The organism is Kribbella sp. NPDC003505, assembly GCF_040610875.1.
GTDB lineage: Bacteria > Actinomycetota > Actinomycetes > Propionibacteriales > Kribbellaceae > Kribbella.
Map to the genome: position 1 here is coordinate 81,419 of NZ_JBEXNA010000004.1, position 15,473 is coordinate 96,891.

Sequence of the window (15,473 nt, forward strand, 5' to 3'; positions counted from 1 at the left end):
AAATCGGCTTATTCTCAACGAGTGCAGAACGAGCCCACGGTCCGGCTGTCCGCCGTACGGCGCTTGTACGAGGTGAGCGCGCGGATGGGCGCCGGGCGGAGCCTTGCCGAGACGCTGCAGGCAGTTGTCGACGGGGTGGTGAACGGGCTCGGCTTCGGCATCGCCGTGCTGAACCTGCGGCACCCGGACGGCAAGTTCGAGGTGATCGCCGTGGCCGGGTCGCCGGAGGCCCGCTCGGCGCTGCTCGGGAAGGTGAGCGCGGCGGACCTGTTCGACGCCGAGTTCGCGATCGCCGACGAGTGGGGCAAGCTCCGGTTCGTGCCGCACGAGCGGCTGCCGGAGGGTGAGGTCACCGGCTGGGTGCCCGACGTACCGGTCTCGGATGCTCCGGAGGCCTGGCACCCGCTGGACGCGCTGTTCGCGCCGCTGTACTCCTCCGACGGCGAGCTGGTCGGGATGCTGTCGGTCGACCTGCCCGAGGACCAGCGGCGGCCGGGGCCGATCCACCGGGAACTGCTGGAGATCTTCGCCACCCAGGCCGGGCTCGCGATCGACAAGGCCCGGCTGACCGACCGGCTGCTGGCCGAGAAGACCCGGCTGGAGGCGAGCGAGGCGACGTTCCGGCTGGTCTTCGAGGGCGCCGGGAACGGGATGGCGACGGTCGCGTTCGACGGGCCCGAGCTGGGCCGGATCCTGCGGGTGAACGCCGCGTTCTGCCGGATCACCGGCTACACCCCGGACCAGCTGGTCGGGACGCGGCTGGTCAGCTTCCTGCGGGACGAGGAGCCGGAGCAGACCCGGACCGAGCTGGAGAAACTTGCCGCCAGCAACGGTACCTACCGGTTCGAGCGGGTGTTCACGCAGCCGAGCGGGAACGCGATCTGGCTCGGCGGTACGGCGTCACTCGTCGAGCAAGGCGCCGGCCTGCCGCGGATCCTGCTCGTCCAGATCGACGACGTGACGGCCCGCAAGGACGCCGAGCGCGAACTCCGGCACCACGCGGCGCACGACCCCCTCACCGGCCTGCCGAACCGCCGGCTCCTGCAGCACCGGTTCGCCAAGGTCCTGGAACAGACCCGGATCACCGGCCGCCCGGGCGCGCTGCTGTTCTGCGACCTCAACCACTTCAAACTCGTCAACGACGGTTACGGCCACGAGGCCGGCGACCGCGCACTCCGCGAGATCGCCACCCGCCTCAGCACCGCCGTCCGCCACGGCGACACGGTCGCCCGGCTCGGCGGAGACGAGTTCGCCGTCCTCGCCGAGGACATCTCCGGCGACGACCTCACCACCCTCATCACCCGCCTCGAATACGCCGTCAGCCGCCCCCTCCCCAACATCGCCGTCGAGGTCACCACCAGCGTCGGCACCGTCCCCATCACCCCCACCACCACCGACCTCGACACCCTCCTCCACGAAGCCGACCAGGCCATGTACGCCGCCAAGAGCCGCCGAAGCTAGCCAGCCGAGCGCGGGCGATTACGACCCAAGGCTGGTGAGGGCCTCGTCGGTGAGGCGGTAGATGGTCCATTCGTCTTGGGGTGTGGCGCCGAGGGACTTGTAGAAGTCGATGGCGGGGGTGTTCCAGTTGAGGACGGACCATTCGAGGCGTTCGTAGTTGTTGCGGACGCATTCCTGGGCCAGGGCGGTGAGGAGGGCCTTGCCGAGGCCGGTGCCGCGGGTTTCGGGGCGGACGAAGAGGTCTTCGAGGTAGATGCCGTGGACGCCGCGCCAGGTGGAGAAGCTGAGGAACCAGATCGCGCAGCCGGCGACCTCGCCCTCGTGTTCGGCGACGTGGCAGAACACGGCGGGCGTGGCGCCGAAGAGTGCGGTGTGCAGCTGGTCGGCGGTCAGGTGGCACTCGTGGCGGGCGCGTTCGTACTCGGCGAGGGAGTACACGAGCTCCACGATCGCCGGTACGTCGTCCGGCCGGGCACGGCGGATCCGTTCGTCGGTCTCCATGCCCCCATCCTGCCGGGCGGTGAATCAGGTCTGGTGCTCGGCCTCGGCTTCGGCCTCGAGATCCACGGCGTGAGTGCCGGGGCGCTTGTCGTCGATGTCGATGTGTTCGGACTCGTCGATGCCGGCGTACGTCGAGTTCTGCAGCTGCAGCGCGGCGCCGAGTTCGGCGTCGGCGCGCAGTACGGCGCCGCGGTCGACGGTCAGCTTGTCGAAGACGGCGTGCATCTTGCTCGGGTCCGGCTCCACACTCGTCTCCAGGTCCGCCGGGTACGTCGCACTCGATGCGGCGTTCCACTCGTCCTTCTCGACTCGGTCGAAGTCGAGCCGGTACGGCGACATCTCGGACACGTGGCTGATGAACACCTTGCCGGTCGCACCGTTGCCTTCCCGGAACGGGTGCGTGAGGTTCTGGTAGCGGTACACCTCGGCAATGCTCTGCACGAACTCCTCGCGCGACATCGTGGACCAGTCCTTGTCCTGGACCTTCTGGGCGACCTTCGAGGTCCACTTGTCCAGGTACTCGGGCGGGACGAACGAGTGGCCGCGCTTGCTGATGCCGACGTCGCGGAACTTCCCGGCCCAGTCGTACACGTCCTGGAACATGTGCTGGTGGATCGCCTGCAGGTGCGCTTTGTCGTACGTGCGCGGGATGTCGGCCTCACCGCGGTCGATCTCCCCCTGCCGGACGGCCCGCAGCCGGTACTCGGCGAGGTTCAGGTCGATCGGGTTGTTGAGGCCGAGCTTGTTCTTCAGGCAGCTGCCCGGTTCCCAGAAGTACGCGTTCCAGCGCTCTTTCGCCGCGAGTTCCTCGGCGTCGGGCTCGGTCACGCCGAGCCGCCGCGGGTCACCTTCGCCATCGTCCGGCGGATGTACTCGGCGGTGTCGATGCGGCCTGCTTCGCGGTCGACCAGGTCGGCGACGTCGTCGCGCTGCGGCTCCCAGCCCTCGAGCCGGTTGTTCGACAGTGCGTCGCTGACGCGCTGCTTCTGGTCGTCGTCGAGCGCTTCGAACAGCTCCGGCCAGCGCTGCGCGTAACGGCAAGGTTCGTAGGCCATTGGTAACTCCCCGGTAGCTAACAATTCGGGCCAGCCTAGCGAAGACCGGATTCATACCGTCGCTTGTCGTTAAGTTCCCGGATGATCACGTTAACCTCCCCGCCATTCTCCGGCAGAACACTGGCACCGCTTCGACCGCCCAGCCTCTGGAGGAACCATGTTCGTGTCCCGCCGTCGCTTCCTCGGGTACGGGGGTGCGGGCTCCGCCGCCGTACTGCTCGGCACCGGGGCCTGGACCGCCTCGACGACGTACGCCGCCCCGTCCGGCGCCGGCAACCCGTTCACGCTCGGTGTCGCGTCCGGCGACCCGCAGTGGAACAGCGTGGTGCTGTGGACCCGGCTCGCCACCGACCCGTACGCCGTGGACGGGAAGGGCGGCATGCCCGCGAAGCCGGTCCGCGTCGAGTACGAGGTCGCCCGGGACGAGAACTTCCGGCACGTCGTCCGGCGCGGCAGCGTCGTCGCGACCCCCGAGCTCGGCCACTCGGTGCACCCGGAGGTCCAGGGCCTGCAGCCGGACCACGTGTACTACTACCGCTTCCGCACCGGCGCCGAGGTGTCACCGACCGGCCGGACCCGCACCACGCCGCACCCGTTCGCGCAGCCGCGGGAGCTGCGGTTCGCGTTCGCGTCCTGCAACGCATGGCAGGACGGATACTTCACGGCGTACGACCACATGGCCCAGGAGGACCTCGATCTGGTCGTCCACCTCGGCGACTACCTGTACGAGTCCGGCGTGAAGACCAACAAGCGCGGCGTCACCACCGACCCGCGGTTCCACACCGAGACGTTCGACCTCGCGCGGTACCGGCTGCAGTACTCGCTGTACAAGACCGAGGCCCCGCTGCAGGCCGCGCACGCGGCGCACCCGTGGATCCACACGTTCGACGACCACGAGGTGGAGAACAACTGGGCCGGCGACATCTCCCAGGTCGACACCGAGCCGGACCAGGACCCCGCGGTCTTCCGCGCACGCCGGGCGCAGGCGTTCCAGGCGCTGTACGAGAACATGCCGGTGCGGCACGAGCAGATGCCGTCCGGACCGGACATCCGCTACCACCGGCGGCTGCCGTACGGCCGGCTCGCGGACTTCACGATCCTCGACACCCGGCAGTACCGCTCCGACCAGCCGTGCGGCGACGGCGACTCGTCCACCTGCGACGACCGGTTCGACCCGGACAACACGATGCTCGGCGGCAAGCAGCGCGAGTGGCTGCTGAACGGGTTCCGGACCTCGCACGCACGCTGGCAGATCCTCGGCAACCAGGCGCCGATGGGCCAGACCGACTGGACGCCCGGCCCGGAGACGCACGTCTGGCTGGACCCGTGGGACGGCTACGTTGCCGAGCGCAACAAGGTGCTCGCGGCCGCGCAGGACAGCGGCGTCCGCAACCTGGTGGTGATCACCGGCGACCGGCACCAGAACTACGCGCTCGAGCTGAAGCGTGACTTCGCGGACCCGGACTCGGCGACCGTCGGCACCGAGTTCGTCGGTACGTCGATCACCAGCGGCGGCAACGGCGCCGACACGACCGACCAGGGACAGCAGTTCCTGGCCGCGAACCCGCACCTGAAGTTCTTCAACTCCCAGCGCGGGTACTCACGGGTCACGGTCGACCAGCACCAGTGGCGCAACGACTTCCGCGTCGTGCCGTACGTCGACACCCCGGGCGCTCCGATCAGCACCCGCGCGACGTACGTCGTCGAGGACCGGCGCCCGCACGTCCACGCCGGCTGATCCTCAGCGCCGGGCGAAGATGCCGAGAGCGTCGTACGCGATCCAGGAGCCGACGTCCTTGAAGAGTTCGAGGACGTTTGCGCCTGGACGGAACAGCGTCCGAGCCAACGGCTGCTCGAGGTACGACGGTTTCAGCGGCGAGCCGGGATAGGTGCTGTCGGCAATCGTCGAGCCCTTGGTCGCGCCGTTCGCGAAGGCGAGCCGGCCGACCTCGACCCCGTTGACCGTCAGCAGGGCCGATGCAGCCAGGCTTGCATGACTGTCGATCAGCCAGAGCGCGAGATCGAGATCCTGCGACGGTACGGCGGGCAGGTCGAAGCGGAACGTCGCGCGGTGGTTCTTCGAGCCGGCCCATTTGTCGGCGGGCCCCGGCAGCAGGTACGACCAGTCCGCCGCCGGGGTCGACGTACCGAACGTGTAGGCGACGTCCGCCGGGAAGACGGTCGGGTACTGGGCGTAGCCCTTCGGCGAGAGGGCCAGCTCGGAGCCCTTGCCGTCGAAGGTGCCGACGGTCGCGACCGGCGTACCCGAGATCGTCACCGACGTCAGGTTGGCGACGGCCGCGGCCGCGGACTCCGCGGACCGGTTGCCTGCGGCATCGACCGTGACGACGGAGTAGGACCTGGTCACACCGGTGAAGCCGAGGCCGCGATGGACGAAGTGCGGGTACACGGTCTTGCCGATCAGCGCGCCGTCGGCGTAGACGGCGTAGTGGTCGACGACAGTCGCCCACGACACCGGCTTCCAGTCGAGCGTCACGATCCGGATGCCGCCGTTGCCGTGCAGACCGGTGATTGCTGGTGGACGACGCATTACAGGGCCTCCAGGCGGGGGTCGGCGACGGGCGTGCGGAAGCGGGCGAGGATGTTCGGCTGAGCGTTGGCGTCGGCCTGGATGTACGGGAAGTTGACGAACTCGGTGGTCAGCTCGGTGCGAGTCATGGTGCTGTGCACGTAACCGCGACGAGCGTTGTAGAGCTTGATGTTCGGGTGCTGCAGCCAGTCCTTCGCGTAGGCATCGGTGTCGGTGCCGTCGCCGTTCGAGCCGACCGACGAGCACACCAGCTCGACACCGACGGTGCGTGCGTCGAGCTGCAGCTCGGACGCGACGTGGCGGTGGATGTCGCCGGTGAGCATCACCGACGTGCCGGCGCCGGCCATCGCCTCGAGTACGCGGCGCCGGTTGGCGGGATAGCCGTCCCACTGTTCGGTGCGGTCGTCGGTGACGGCGGTCAGGACGACGCCGCCCGCGACGATGTTCCAGGACGCGCGCGAGCTGCGCAGGCCGTCGTACAGCCAGGCCTCCTGCTCGGCGCCCATGATGGTGCGCTGTTCGGAGACGCGGTCGGCTTCGTCGACAGGCAGCGGGTCGCGGTACTGGCGGGTGTCGAGCAGGTGCACCCTGGCCAGCGAGCCGATGTCGTACCGGCGGTAGACGCGACTGTCCGGCCCCTGCGGGAGGCTGTCGAGGGCGAGCGGGGCGTTCTCGTAGTACGCGCGGTACGCGACGGCGCGGCGGTGGACGAAGAGCTCGGGCGGTACGCCGTACAGCGAGTTGGCGGCGCCGTAGTTGTTCTGCACTTCGTGGTCGTCCCAGACCAGGAACCACGGCGCGACCGCATGCGCGGCCTGGAGATCGGGGTCGGTCTTGAAGAGGCTGTAGCGCAACCGATACTGCTCGAGCGTCTCGATCTCGACGCCGTGCTCGGGCCCGACCGCGACACCCGCGCGCCAGAGGTTGTCACCGGCAACGATTCCGTACTCGTAGATGTAGTCGCCGAGGAAGAACACCGCGTCCGGGGCACGGCGGGCGATGTCGCGATGCGCGGCGAAGTACCCGTGGTACCAGGCCTGGCAGGACGCGGTCGCGAAGGTGAACCGGTCGCCGTACGTCGGCAGCGTCTTGGTCCGGCCGACCGGGCTGAGCTGCGTGCCGACGCGGAAGCGGTAGAAGTACTCGCGCCCCGGCTGGAGCCCGGCCACCTGCGGATGGACGGCGTGCGCGAGTTCCGGCGAGGCGATCGCGAGCCCGCGCCGTACGACGTTCCGGAAGCCGCGGTCCTCGGCCACCTCGTACTGCACCGGCACGTCGACGGCGGGCATGCCGCCGTGGCCGTCGGTGGCGAGCGGGGTCGGGGCGAGCCGGGTCCAGAGGACGAAACCGTCCGGGCGCGGGTCGCCGGACGCGACCCCGAGGGCGAACGCACCGTCGGGGATCGGCGGGCCGGCGTCGCGTCGGCGGTCGCCGGGGCGGAGATGCCGAGCGTGACCGAGGCCGCGCTGAGGCCGGTGAGCTGGAGGAAGGTACGACGGGACGGCACGGGCGGCTCCGTTCCTGAGGTGAGTTCCGCCATATTCTTACGTAACTTCTCTACGTTTTGTAAGCCCTTGACTCGGCATTGACCACTCGGAGTGCTGAATCCGTGCGGAGATCCCTGTTGGATTTCGCAGTCCGCGCGCGGGAGGTTGGACGTATGGCAGCTGACACGAACAAGACCCGCCGGATCGGTGACGTCGAGGTGTCCGCGATCGGGCTCGGCGGGATGCCGATGTCGATCGAGGGCCGGCCCGACGAGGACCGGTCGATCGCGACCATCCACGCCGCCCTCGACGCCGGCATCACGTTGATCGACACCGCCGATGCGTACCACCTGACCGCGACCGACGTCGGGCACAACGAGAGCCTGATCGCCAAGGCGCTGTCGACGTACGGCGGCGACACCTCGAACGTGCTGGTCGCGACCAAGGGCGGCCACCTGCGGCCCGGTGACGGCAGCTGGACCCTCGACGGCTCGCCGAAGCACATCGCGGAGGCCGCGGAGGCGTCGCTGAAGCGGCTCGGCGTCGAGGCGATCGGGCTGTACCAGTTCCACCGGCCGGACCCGAAGACGCCGTACGAGGACTCGATCGGCGCCGTCCGCGACCTGCTCGACGCCGGCAAGATCCGGATGGCGGGCATCTCGAACGCGAACCCCGCCCAGATCAAGCAGGCCAACGAGATCCTCGGCGGCCGCCTGGTGTCGGTGCAGAACCAGTTCTCGCCCCGGTTCCGCTCGAGCGAGCCGGAGCTGGAACTGTGCGACGAGCTCGGTATCGCGTTCCTGCCCTGGTCCCCGCTCGGCGGCATCTCGAGCGCCGGCGAGCTGGGCGCCCAGTACCCGGCCTTCCAGACGCTGGCCGCCGAGCTCGGCGTGAGCCCGCAGAAGCTCACGCTGGCCTGGATGCTCGCCAAGTCCCCGGTCGTCATCCCGATCCCCGGCGCGAGCCGCCCGGAGACGATCCGCGACTCGTACTCGGCCGTCGACCTGAGCCTGACCCCGGACCAGGTGGCCGTCCTGGACGCGTCCTGAGGAATACCGCCCCGGCGTACGGCGTTGCCAGGCCCGTGGAAGACATGCGCGCACTGAGCTACGGACTGGCACAGCAGTACTTCGAGGAGCGGGACTACCGCGGTGCGATCCGGGCGCTGAAGCCGGTGGTCGACGAGACGCCCGACGACGTCGGGACGCGACTGCTGCTGGCCCGGGCGTACTACCACGCGGCCCTGCTGAAGCCGGCCGAGGAGCACCTCCTCGAGGTCATCGAACGCGAGCCGACCGAGTACTACGCCCACCTGATGCTGGCTCGCACCCTTGAACGGCAGTCCCGCCGCGACGAGGCGGGCAAGCATCGCCGGATCGCCGCCGCGCTGACCGGCGACGACGAGCTGCTGAAACCGCATACCGTCTGAGGCGGACCGCCGCCACTCACCAAGGCCCGAAAACAGCGCCGATCCCCGCCACGCCGAGCGTGGCGCGGGGTCGGCGTTGCCGTTTGGTGGGTGATGCGCGTTCGGAATGCCCGGGGGAGGATTGGTGTTCTGGTGGGTGTCAGTAGTTTAATAGTGAACTACCTACCCGAGGAGGACGGATGCAGTTCGGCGTGTTCAGCGTCGGGGACGTGACCGAGGACCCGACGACCGGGACCACGGTCAGTGAGGGCGAGCGGATCAAGTCGATGGTCCGGATCGCGAAGAAGGCCGAGGAGGTCGGTCTGGACGTGTTCGCCCAGGGTGAGCACCACAACCCGCCGTTCGTGCCGTCGTCGCCGACGACCCAGCTCGGGTTCGTCGCGGCGCAGACGTCGAAGATCATCCTGTCCACCTCGACGACCCTGATCACGACCAACGACCCGGTGAAGATCGCCGAGGACTACGCGATGCTGCAGCACCTGGCCGACGGCCGGGTGGACCTGATGATGGGCCGCGGCAACACCGGTCCGGTGTACCCGTGGTTCGGTCAGGACATCCGCAACGGCATCGCGCTCGCCGTCGAGAACTACGCCCTGCTGCGCCGGCTCTGGCGCGAGGACGTCGTCGACTGGGAGGGCAAGTTCCGCACGCCGCTGCAGGGCTTCACGTCGACCCCGCGGCCGCTCGACGACGTACCGCCGTTCGTCTGGCACGGGTCGATCCGGTCGCCCGAGATCGCCGAGCAGGCGGCGTACTACGGCGACGGCTTCTTCCACAACAACATCTTCTGGCCGATGTCGCACACGCAGCGGATGATCCAGCTGTACCGGCAGCGCTTCGAGCACTACGGGCACGGCGCCGCCGACCAGGCGATCGTCGGGCTCGGCGGCCAGGTCTTCGTGCGGAAGAACTCGCAGGACGCGGTCCGCGAGTTCCGGCCGTACTTCGACAACGCGCCGGTGTACGGGCACGGACCGTCGCTGGAGGACTTCAGCCGGGAGACGCCGCTGACGGTCGGAAGCCCGCAAGAGGTGATCGAGCGGACGCTGTCGTTCCGCGAGCAGGTCGGCGACTACCAGCGGCAGTTGTTCCTGATCGACCACGCCGGGTTGCCGCTGAAGACCGTGCTGGAGCAGCTCGACATCCTCGGCGAAGAGGTGATCCCGGTGCTGCGGAAGGAGTTCGCGGCATTGAAGCCGGCCCACGTACCGGACGCGCCGACGCACGCTTCCTTGAAGGCCGCGGCGGAGCGGGCGCGTGAACTGGAGACGATCGAGGAGCCGACCCGATGAAGGACAAGGTCATCGCCGTCGTGACGGCCGGGCTGACGACACCGTCGTCGTCCCGGCTGCTCGCCGACCAGCTGGCGGCCGCCGTGCGGGACGAGCTGTCCGGACGCGGCATCGGCTCGCGGATCGAGCTGATCGAGGTCCGCGACCACGCCCACGCACTGACCGACAACCTGCTCACCGGTTTCCCGTCGGCGTCGCTGCGCGAGGTCCTGGAGACGGTCGCGGGCGCCGACGCCCTGATCGTCGTCAGCCCGACCTTCAGCGCGTCGTACTCCGGTCTGTTCAAGATGTTCTTCGACGTGCTCGACGACAAGGCCCTGGCCGGCAAGCCCGTCCTGCTGGCCGCGACCGGCGGCACGGAGCGGCACTCGCTGGTCCTGGAGTTCGCTCTGCGGCCCTTGTTCGCCTACCTGAAGGCGCTGCCGGTCCCGACCGCCGTGTACGCCGCCTCCACCGACTGGGGCCCGAACGCCGTCGGCCTCCGCGCGCGGATCACGCAGGCCGCCACCGAACTGGTCGCGGCGCTGCACAACGAGACGCCGACCCAGGCCGACCCCTTCGAGAACCCGACTCCGTTCGAGGACCTACTGAACAGCTGACCGCGACTCGATCAGCTGGGCCAGACCGTCGAGGATCGTGCTCAGCCCGAAACTGAGCGCGTGGGCCGGGTCGATGACCGACTGGAAGTGCTCGCCGACCGAGGTGCCGACGCGCCCCGCGACCGGGAAGTGCGTGCCGGACATGACCGTGGTGAGCGTCGGAGAGATCTGACGCCACCACTCCTCGTCCGACAGGCCGGAGTCGCGCTGGGTGCGCAGCTGTTCGGCGCCTGCCCGCGCGGTGCCCTGCACGTGGGTGAGGACGAGGGTCAGCGCCGAGTCCATCTCGACGTCGGTCAGGCCGAGGCCGTCCAGGGGGCGGAGCTCGGTGTCGTACTTCCGGGTGATGTTCGGCCCGAGCGCCGTCCGCATCGTCGGCACCTCGTGGATCCACGGGTGCGCGGTCAGCACGTCCCAGTTGCGCCGGGCGATGAACTCGAGCGCACCGCGCCAGCCGCCCGGTTGCCGGGCCGGCTCGTCCGCGTCGGCGTACAGGTCGCCGTACACCTGGTCGAACATCAGGTCGGTCAGCTCGCCCTTGCCCGGGACGTGCGTGTAGAGCGACATCGTGCCGACCTTCAGCCGGTCGGCGACCATCCGCATCGACAGCGCCTCGAGCCCGGCCTCGTCCGCCAGCGCGATCGCCGCGCCGACGATCGCGCGCACCGTCAGGCCGGAGCGGCCGGGCTTGGTGTGACTTCCCCAGAGCAGCGCCAGGCTGCGCGCCGGATCGGGTGCCGCCGCCTTCCTACCCGCCACTCGGACCCATCCTCCAGCGCTCGTCGTTGGCTGCATCGTACCTGAGCCGTACAATGTACGGTACACTCTACGACTCAACCAGCGGAGAGGTGGGAAGTGACCACGGAACGAGTGATCGAGGCCGTCGGCGTACGGAAGAACTACCGGGGCGGCACGGAGGGCGCAGGGCTGAACGGCTTCGACCTGGAGGTCACGGCCGGCACGGTGACGGGCCTGCTCGGCCCGAACGGCGCCGGCAAGACGACGGCGGTGCGGATCCTGTCCACACTGCTGGAGATGGATTCCGGTACGGCGACGATCGCGGGGTACGACGTACGCCGCCAAGGGGCGGAGGTCCGACGGCGGATCGGACTGGTCGGGCAGTACGCCGCGGTGGACGAGATCCTCACCGGGCGGCAGAACCTGGTGATGTTCGCGCGGCTGAACCATTTGGGGAACGCCAAAGGCCGGGCGGACGAGTTGCTGGAGCGGTTCGGTCTGACCGAGGCGGCCGGGCAGGCGGTGAGCAAGTACTCCGGCGGGATGCGGCGGCGGCTCGACCTGGCGGCGAGTCTGATCGTGGCGCCGCGGGTGCTGTTCGTCGACGAGCCGACGACCGGGCTCGACCCGGCGGCGCGGATCGAGGTGTGGTCCGCCGTACGGCAGCTGGTCGCGGGCGGTACGACGGTGTTGCTCACGACGCAGTACCTGGAGGAGGCGGACCACCTGGCGGACCGGATCTCGATGCTCAAGGCGGGAAAGGTCGTCGCGGAAGGGACACCGGACGAGTTGAAGACCCGGCTGGGGTCGGACTGGCTGGATCTGGTCCTCGCGGATCCGGCCGAGGTCCCGCGGGTGCTCGAGCTGACCGCGGCGCTGGCGGACGGGGAGGTCCGGGTGCGGGACGTCCGGGTGAGCGTGCCGGTGAAGGATCGCACGAAGGCGCTCGTGCAGCTGGCGAACTCGTTGCATGAGGCAAAGATCGAGCCGGAGGACATCACGTTGCGGAGGCCGACGCTGGACGAAGTGTTCCTGCACCTGACCGGAGCGGCCGCATGAACGGCCTGGGCTGGGCGCTCGCGGACAGCTGGACGATCGCGCGACGGACCTTGACGCACTGGCGGATGCAGCCGGGACTGGTGATCTTCCAGTGGTTCTTCCCGGTGCTGATGCTGCTGATGTTCGGCGGGCTGCTCGGCGGGGCGATGGAGCCGCCCGGTTCGTCGTACTACGAGTTGCTCGTGCCCGGGATCTTCGCGCTGGCGATGCTTTTCGGGCTGGAGGGCACGATGACCGCGGTCACCACCGATGTCTCGAAGGGCGTTACGGACCGATTCCGGTCACTGCCGATGAGCTCGGCGGCGGTCGTGCTCGGGCGCTGTATCGCCGACATGCTCGACTCGGTGGTGACACTGGCCGTCCTGGTCGGCACCGGGCTGGTGCTCGGATGGCGATGGCACGAAGGGCTGCCGTCGGCACTGGCCGCGTTCGGGTTGCTGTTGCTGCTGCGGTTCGCCTTGCTGTGGGTCGGGATCTTCATCGGGCTCACGGTCAAGAACGCCCAGAGCGTGACGATGGTGCAGGTCCTGGTCTGGCCGATCGGCTTCCTGTCCAGCGCCTTCGTCGCCACGTCGACGATGCCGGCCTGGCTGGGCACGATCGCCCAGTGGAACCCGCTGTCGGCCACCGCCACCGCCTCCCGAGCCCTCTTCGGCAACCCTGACCCGTCAGCCACCGCCACCTGGATCGGCTCCCACGCGGAAGTGGCAGCCCTCATCGCCCCGCTCCTGCTGGTAGCGATCTTCCTGCCGCTGTCTGCCCACCGCTTCCGGACCTTGTCGCGATGAACCGGACGCCCGTCACGCACTAACCACGGGTTCCCCTGTGCCGCCGAGCGTGGCGTAGTGCTCCGGCCCGGGGTTAGTGAGTGGCGGAGGTCCGCTGTCACCAGGGTCGGCGCAGGGATCCACCTCGTGTGGGCAGTCGCGTCGGCTCGACGGGAGCCGGCGGTGCGATCGCCGCGGCCAGCTCCCGCTGTCGTTCGATATCGGCCTTGGCGGCGGCCTTCGAGCGGTAGCGCACCTTCTTGTAGTAGTAGTCGCCGGCGGAGACGTGCAGCGTCCAACCGCACCGGAACACGAGCAGGTGCGTCAGGAGGTTGCTGAGAAGTGCAAGCGGCAAGACGACGACGACGCCGATCCAGTGGTCGAAGGCGTACTCCAGCTGCCAGTCCGCGAACCCGGAGCGGCGTAGCTCGACGTTGACCTCGCCCACGGGACGAGTATCGCCGACGATCGTGGGTAACAGGGCGCGCATGGACGTCCGGGACGGAGTTGTACGGCGCGCAGCCTGGCGTCTGGCATGCCGGCTGGAGCGGGTGCTGGGGGTCGGTGCTGCGCGTCGTGGTGGACGGGTTCTGGGGATGGTTGAGGGGCTGACCGACGCGGGGGTGCATCGGGTCGCGCTGCGGATCTCGCCGCGGTTGGCGGAGGCGAATCCGGGGCTGGTGAAGATCCCCTCGCGGTGGGCGTCGACGGTGCGGGTACGACGGCAGGGGGTGCTGCTGGAGCTCGATCTGCGGGACAACCTGCAGGCTGTTCTGTACTACGCGGGACGGTACGAGCCTGCCGTACGGCGGTTCTTGCGAGCGAAGCTGCGGCGGGGGGACGTGGTGCTGGATGTCGGCGCGAACATCGGTGTCCATGCCCTGACTGTCGCGAAGCGGTTGCAGGAGCTCGGGGGCGGGCGGGTGATCGCATTCGAGCCGGCCGCGGACAGTGTGGCGAAGCTCGGCGCGGCGGCGGCGCGCAACGGCGTACAGCTGGAGGTCGTGCCGATGGCACTCGGCGAGCGGCGGGAGTTGGCGACGCTACGGGCGGACCCGCGGTACGACGAGGCGGACGCCGGCGTGCGGTCGCTGTACGGCGACGGTGACGTGGTGCAGGAGGTGCCTGTCGTCCGGCTCGACGACTGGGCCGGCGAGCTGGAGCGGCTGGATGCCGTGAAGCTCGACATCGAAGGCGCCGAGATCGCCGCCCTGTCCGGAGCCACGCAGACGTTCAAGCGGTTGCGGCCGCGCGTCGTGATCGTCGAGGACAAACGCCCCGAGTCGCGCGCACGGCTGCACGCCGTACTGGATGAGCTCGGTTACCTGCCGACCGGTGAGGTCTTGGACCACAACGCGGTCTTCAGGGCGTCAGCTGACCGCCGTTGACCTCGATGATCTGGCCGGTGACGTAGGACGACATCCGCTCGGAGGCCAGGAACAGGATCGTGCCGACGCATTCGTGCGGCGTACCGGTGCGGCCCATCGGGATCGTGGTCAGCATGGTCTGCATCTGGGTGTCGCCGGTGTGGCGGTCGTGGAATGGGGTCTTGATCACGCCGGGAGCGATCGCGTTCACCCGGATGCCTTCCGGGGCGAGTTCCTTGGCGAGACCGCGGGTGAACGTGCTGACCGCGCCCTTCGACGTCGCGTAGACGACCGACCCGCCGGCGCCGCCGGTCCGCCCGGCGATCGACGTCACGTTCACGATCGAGCCGCCGCCCTGCGCGCGGAACACCGGCACGATCCGCCGGCTGAGCGCGAATACCGAGGTCAGGTTGACGTCCAGGATCCGGTGGAACTCCTCGTCGGTGACCTCGGCGATCGCGGACCGGTTCACCAGGTCGCCGGCATTGTTCACGAGGACGTCGATCCGCCCGTGCTGCGCGAGCACCTCGTCGACGAACGCGTCCGCCGCGACCGGGTCGGCGAGATCCGCCTGGTGCAAGGACGCCGTACCACCGGCCGTCTGCACCGCGCCCACTGTGTGCTTCGCACCCTCCTCGTTCCGGTGGTAGTGCAGCGCGACCGTTGCCCCCGTCTCCGCGAACCCGACCGCCGCCGCGGCCCCGATCCCACTACTGGCCCCGGTCACCACCACAACCTGATCCCTGAAATCCAGATATGCCATGCGCCCTATCCTCTCCCAGTGCCGCGTTCCGTTCTCCTCGCCGCGTATGTCGCCTGGCCCGTCGGCGCACTACTTCTGCGCCTGGCGACGCCAGTCCGCGCACGATGCCTGACCGCCACCGGCCTCGGTTACCTGGTCGCCCTCGTGCTGGCGACGACCGCCACACCACCGTCGGTTGCGATCCCGTTGGGATTGCCCTCGGCGGGGTGGTCGCCGTGGGCGGCTGCCTGGCCACGGCGCGCGGGGTGACTTTCACCTTCGATCAGGACACGACCCATCGGAGGTTCGACGGGAAGATCCCGCTGGGCGACCGCCTGGTCGAGATTCTCGGCACCGTGGTCGTGATCGTCGGGGGCCTGGCCGTGGTGTGGAACTGAACGCGCCGTGAGGGGGTCTGTGCGCGA

General features: G+C 69.3%; 18 protein-coding genes. 10 read left to right on the forward strand and 8 right to left on the reverse strand.

Annotation, left to right across the window (positions count from 1 at the left end; all coding sequences use genetic code 11):
* Nucleotides 1-21: 21 nt before the first annotated feature.
* A complete protein-coding gene (locus ABZX12_RS13960) occupies nt 22-1,461 on the forward strand; it encodes a diguanylate cyclase (protein WP_355693030.1) in 1,440 nt (479 codons plus the stop codon).
* A gap of 18 nt (nt 1,462-1,479) precedes the next feature.
* Here the strand turns inward: ABZX12_RS13960 and ABZX12_RS13965 are convergent, their stop codons facing one another.
* The 3 genes from ABZX12_RS13965 to ABZX12_RS13975 are packed head-to-tail and all read right to left on the reverse strand — an operon-like array spanning nt 1,480 to nt 3,017.
* Entirely contained in the window at nt 1,480-1,962 is a 483-nt protein-coding gene (locus ABZX12_RS13965; protein WP_355693032.1) for a GNAT family N-acetyltransferase, read from the reverse strand.
* A gap of 24 nt (nt 1,963-1,986) precedes the next feature.
* Nucleotides 1,987-2,790, reverse strand: coding sequence for a Fic family protein (locus ABZX12_RS13970; RefSeq protein WP_355693034.1), 804 nt, complete (start codon nt 2,788-2,790; stop codon nt 1,987-1,989).
* The gene (locus ABZX12_RS13975) at nt 2,787-3,017 is read right to left on the reverse strand and encodes a hypothetical protein (RefSeq protein ID WP_355693036.1); all 231 of its coding nucleotides are present in this window, start codon (nt 3,015-3,017) and stop codon (nt 2,787-2,789) included. The genes ABZX12_RS13970 and ABZX12_RS13975 overlap by 4 nt, the downstream gene beginning before the upstream one ends.
* Nucleotides 3,018-3,174: 157 nt before the next feature.
* Here ABZX12_RS13975 and ABZX12_RS13980 point away from each other — a divergent pair, with 157 nt between their 5' ends.
* On the forward strand, nt 3,175-4,755 hold the full coding sequence (locus ABZX12_RS13980) for an alkaline phosphatase D family protein (RefSeq protein ID WP_355693037.1): 1,581 nt from the start codon (nt 3,175-3,177) through the stop codon (nt 4,753-4,755).
* Nucleotides 4,756-4,758: 3 nt separating this feature from the next.
* On the opposite strand, the gene ABZX12_RS13985 is transcribed toward ABZX12_RS13980, so the two are convergent.
* Together ABZX12_RS13985 and ABZX12_RS13990 are read right to left on the reverse strand one after the other, a co-directional pair.
* On the reverse strand, nt 4,759-5,568 hold the full coding sequence (locus tag ABZX12_RS13985) for a polysaccharide lyase family protein (protein WP_355693039.1): 810 nt from the start codon (nt 5,566-5,568) through the stop codon (nt 4,759-4,761).
* Nucleotides 5,568-6,971, reverse strand: coding sequence for an alkaline phosphatase D family protein (locus ABZX12_RS13990; protein WP_355694285.1), 1,404 nt, complete (start codon nt 6,969-6,971; stop codon nt 5,568-5,570). The genes ABZX12_RS13985 and ABZX12_RS13990 overlap by 1 nt, the downstream gene beginning before the upstream one ends.
* Before the next feature lie 257 nt (nt 6,972-7,228).
* On the opposite strand from ABZX12_RS13990, the gene ABZX12_RS13995 reads away from it, so the two are divergent.
* The 4 genes from ABZX12_RS13995 to ABZX12_RS14010 all read left to right on the forward strand — a co-directional run bounded on the left by ABZX12_RS13995 (nt 7,229) and on the right by ABZX12_RS14010 (nt 10,375).
* Entirely contained in the window at nt 7,229-8,104 is an 876-nt protein-coding gene (locus ABZX12_RS13995; RefSeq protein ID WP_355693041.1) for an aldo/keto reductase, read from the forward strand.
* Nucleotides 8,105-8,148: 44 nt separating this feature from the next.
* Nucleotides 8,149-8,484 (forward strand): tetratricopeptide repeat protein, encoded by a 336-nt coding sequence (locus ABZX12_RS14000; protein ID WP_355693042.1) that lies wholly within the window; start codon nt 8,149-8,151, stop codon nt 8,482-8,484.
* A 179-nt stretch (nt 8,485-8,663) separates the two neighbouring features.
* Complete coding sequence (locus ABZX12_RS14005; RefSeq protein WP_355693043.1) at nt 8,664-9,776, forward strand: LLM class flavin-dependent oxidoreductase; 1,113 nt, start codon at nt 8,664-8,666, stop codon at nt 9,774-9,776.
* Nucleotides 9,773-10,375, forward strand: coding sequence for an FMN reductase (locus ABZX12_RS14010; protein WP_355693045.1), 603 nt, complete (start codon nt 9,773-9,775; stop codon nt 10,373-10,375). Before ABZX12_RS14005 ends, ABZX12_RS14010 begins: the two co-directional genes overlap by 4 nt.
* On the opposite strand, the gene ABZX12_RS14015 is transcribed toward ABZX12_RS14010, so the two are convergent.
* Nucleotides 10,361-11,134, reverse strand: coding sequence for a TetR/AcrR family transcriptional regulator (locus tag ABZX12_RS14015; protein WP_355693047.1), 774 nt, complete (start codon nt 11,132-11,134; stop codon nt 10,361-10,363). The genes ABZX12_RS14010 and ABZX12_RS14015 overlap by 15 nt on opposite strands.
* A gap of 96 nt (nt 11,135-11,230) precedes the next feature.
* Here ABZX12_RS14015 and ABZX12_RS14020 point away from each other — a divergent pair, with 96 nt between their 5' ends.
* Together ABZX12_RS14020 and ABZX12_RS14025 are read left to right on the forward strand one after the other, a co-directional pair.
* On the forward strand, nt 11,231-12,172 hold the full coding sequence (locus tag ABZX12_RS14020) for an ATP-binding cassette domain-containing protein (RefSeq protein WP_355693048.1): 942 nt from the start codon (nt 11,231-11,233) through the stop codon (nt 12,170-12,172).
* Nucleotides 12,169-12,960, forward strand: a complete 792-nt coding sequence (locus tag ABZX12_RS14025) for an ABC transporter permease (RefSeq protein ID WP_355693050.1) — start codon at nt 12,169-12,171, stop codon at nt 12,958-12,960. The genes ABZX12_RS14020 and ABZX12_RS14025 overlap by 4 nt, the downstream gene beginning before the upstream one ends.
* A gap of 97 nt (nt 12,961-13,057) precedes the next feature.
* Here the strand turns inward: ABZX12_RS14025 and ABZX12_RS14030 are convergent, their stop codons facing one another.
* Nucleotides 13,058-13,387: a hypothetical protein gene (locus ABZX12_RS14030; protein ID WP_355693051.1), complete on the reverse strand. Its 330-nt coding sequence runs from the start codon at nt 13,385-13,387 to the stop codon at nt 13,058-13,060.
* Nucleotides 13,388-13,535: 148 nt separating this feature from the next.
* Between ABZX12_RS14030 and ABZX12_RS14035 the strand changes: the two genes are divergently transcribed.
* Nucleotides 13,536-14,327, forward strand: coding sequence for an FkbM family methyltransferase (locus ABZX12_RS14035; protein ID WP_355693053.1), 792 nt, complete (start codon nt 13,536-13,538; stop codon nt 14,325-14,327).
* Here ABZX12_RS14035 and ABZX12_RS14040 read toward each other — a convergent pair.
* Nucleotides 14,302-15,069, reverse strand: a complete 768-nt coding sequence (locus ABZX12_RS14040; RefSeq protein ID WP_355693055.1) for an SDR family NAD(P)-dependent oxidoreductase — start codon at nt 15,067-15,069, stop codon at nt 14,302-14,304. The genes ABZX12_RS14035 and ABZX12_RS14040 overlap by 26 nt on opposite strands.
* Nucleotides 15,070-15,314: 245 nt before the next feature.
* Between ABZX12_RS14040 and ABZX12_RS14045 the strand changes: the two genes are divergently transcribed.
* A complete protein-coding gene (locus ABZX12_RS14045; RefSeq protein WP_355693057.1) occupies nt 15,315-15,446 on the forward strand; it encodes a hypothetical protein in 132 nt (43 codons plus the stop codon).
* The last annotated feature ends 27 nt before the right edge of the window (nt 15,447-15,473 follow it).

Coding starts and splice junctions, on each gene's coding strand:
- ABZX12_RS14040 (WP_355693055.1), bottom strand. CDS start 15,069: ATGGCATATCTGGATTTCAGGGATCAGGTTGTGGTGGTGACCGGGGCC.
- ABZX12_RS14000 (WP_355693042.1), top strand. CDS start 8,149: ATGCGCGCACTGAGCTACGGACTGGCACAGCAGTACTTCGAGGAGCGG.
- ABZX12_RS13965 (WP_355693032.1), bottom strand. CDS start 1,962: ATGGAGACCGACGAACGGATCCGCCGTGCCCGGCCGGACGACGTACCG.
- ABZX12_RS14035 (WP_355693053.1), top strand. CDS start 13,536: ATGGTTGAGGGGCTGACCGACGCGGGGGTGCATCGGGTCGCGCTGCGG.
- ABZX12_RS13985 (WP_355693039.1), bottom strand. CDS start 5,568: ATGCGTCGTCCACCAGCAATCACCGGTCTGCACGGCAACGGCGGCATC.
- ABZX12_RS13975 (WP_355693036.1), bottom strand. CDS start 3,017: ATGGCCTACGAACCTTGCCGTTACGCGCAGCGCTGGCCGGAGCTGTTC.
- ABZX12_RS14010 (WP_355693045.1), top strand. CDS start 9,773: ATGAAGGACAAGGTCATCGCCGTCGTGACGGCCGGGCTGACGACACCG.
- ABZX12_RS13995 (WP_355693041.1), top strand. CDS start 7,229: ATGGCAGCTGACACGAACAAGACCCGCCGGATCGGTGACGTCGAGGTG.
- ABZX12_RS13980 (WP_355693037.1), top strand. CDS start 3,175: ATGTTCGTGTCCCGCCGTCGCTTCCTCGGGTACGGGGGTGCGGGCTCC.
- ABZX12_RS14005 (WP_355693043.1), top strand. CDS start 8,664: ATGCAGTTCGGCGTGTTCAGCGTCGGGGACGTGACCGAGGACCCGACG.
- ABZX12_RS14025 (WP_355693050.1), top strand. CDS start 12,169: ATGAACGGCCTGGGCTGGGCGCTCGCGGACAGCTGGACGATCGCGCGA.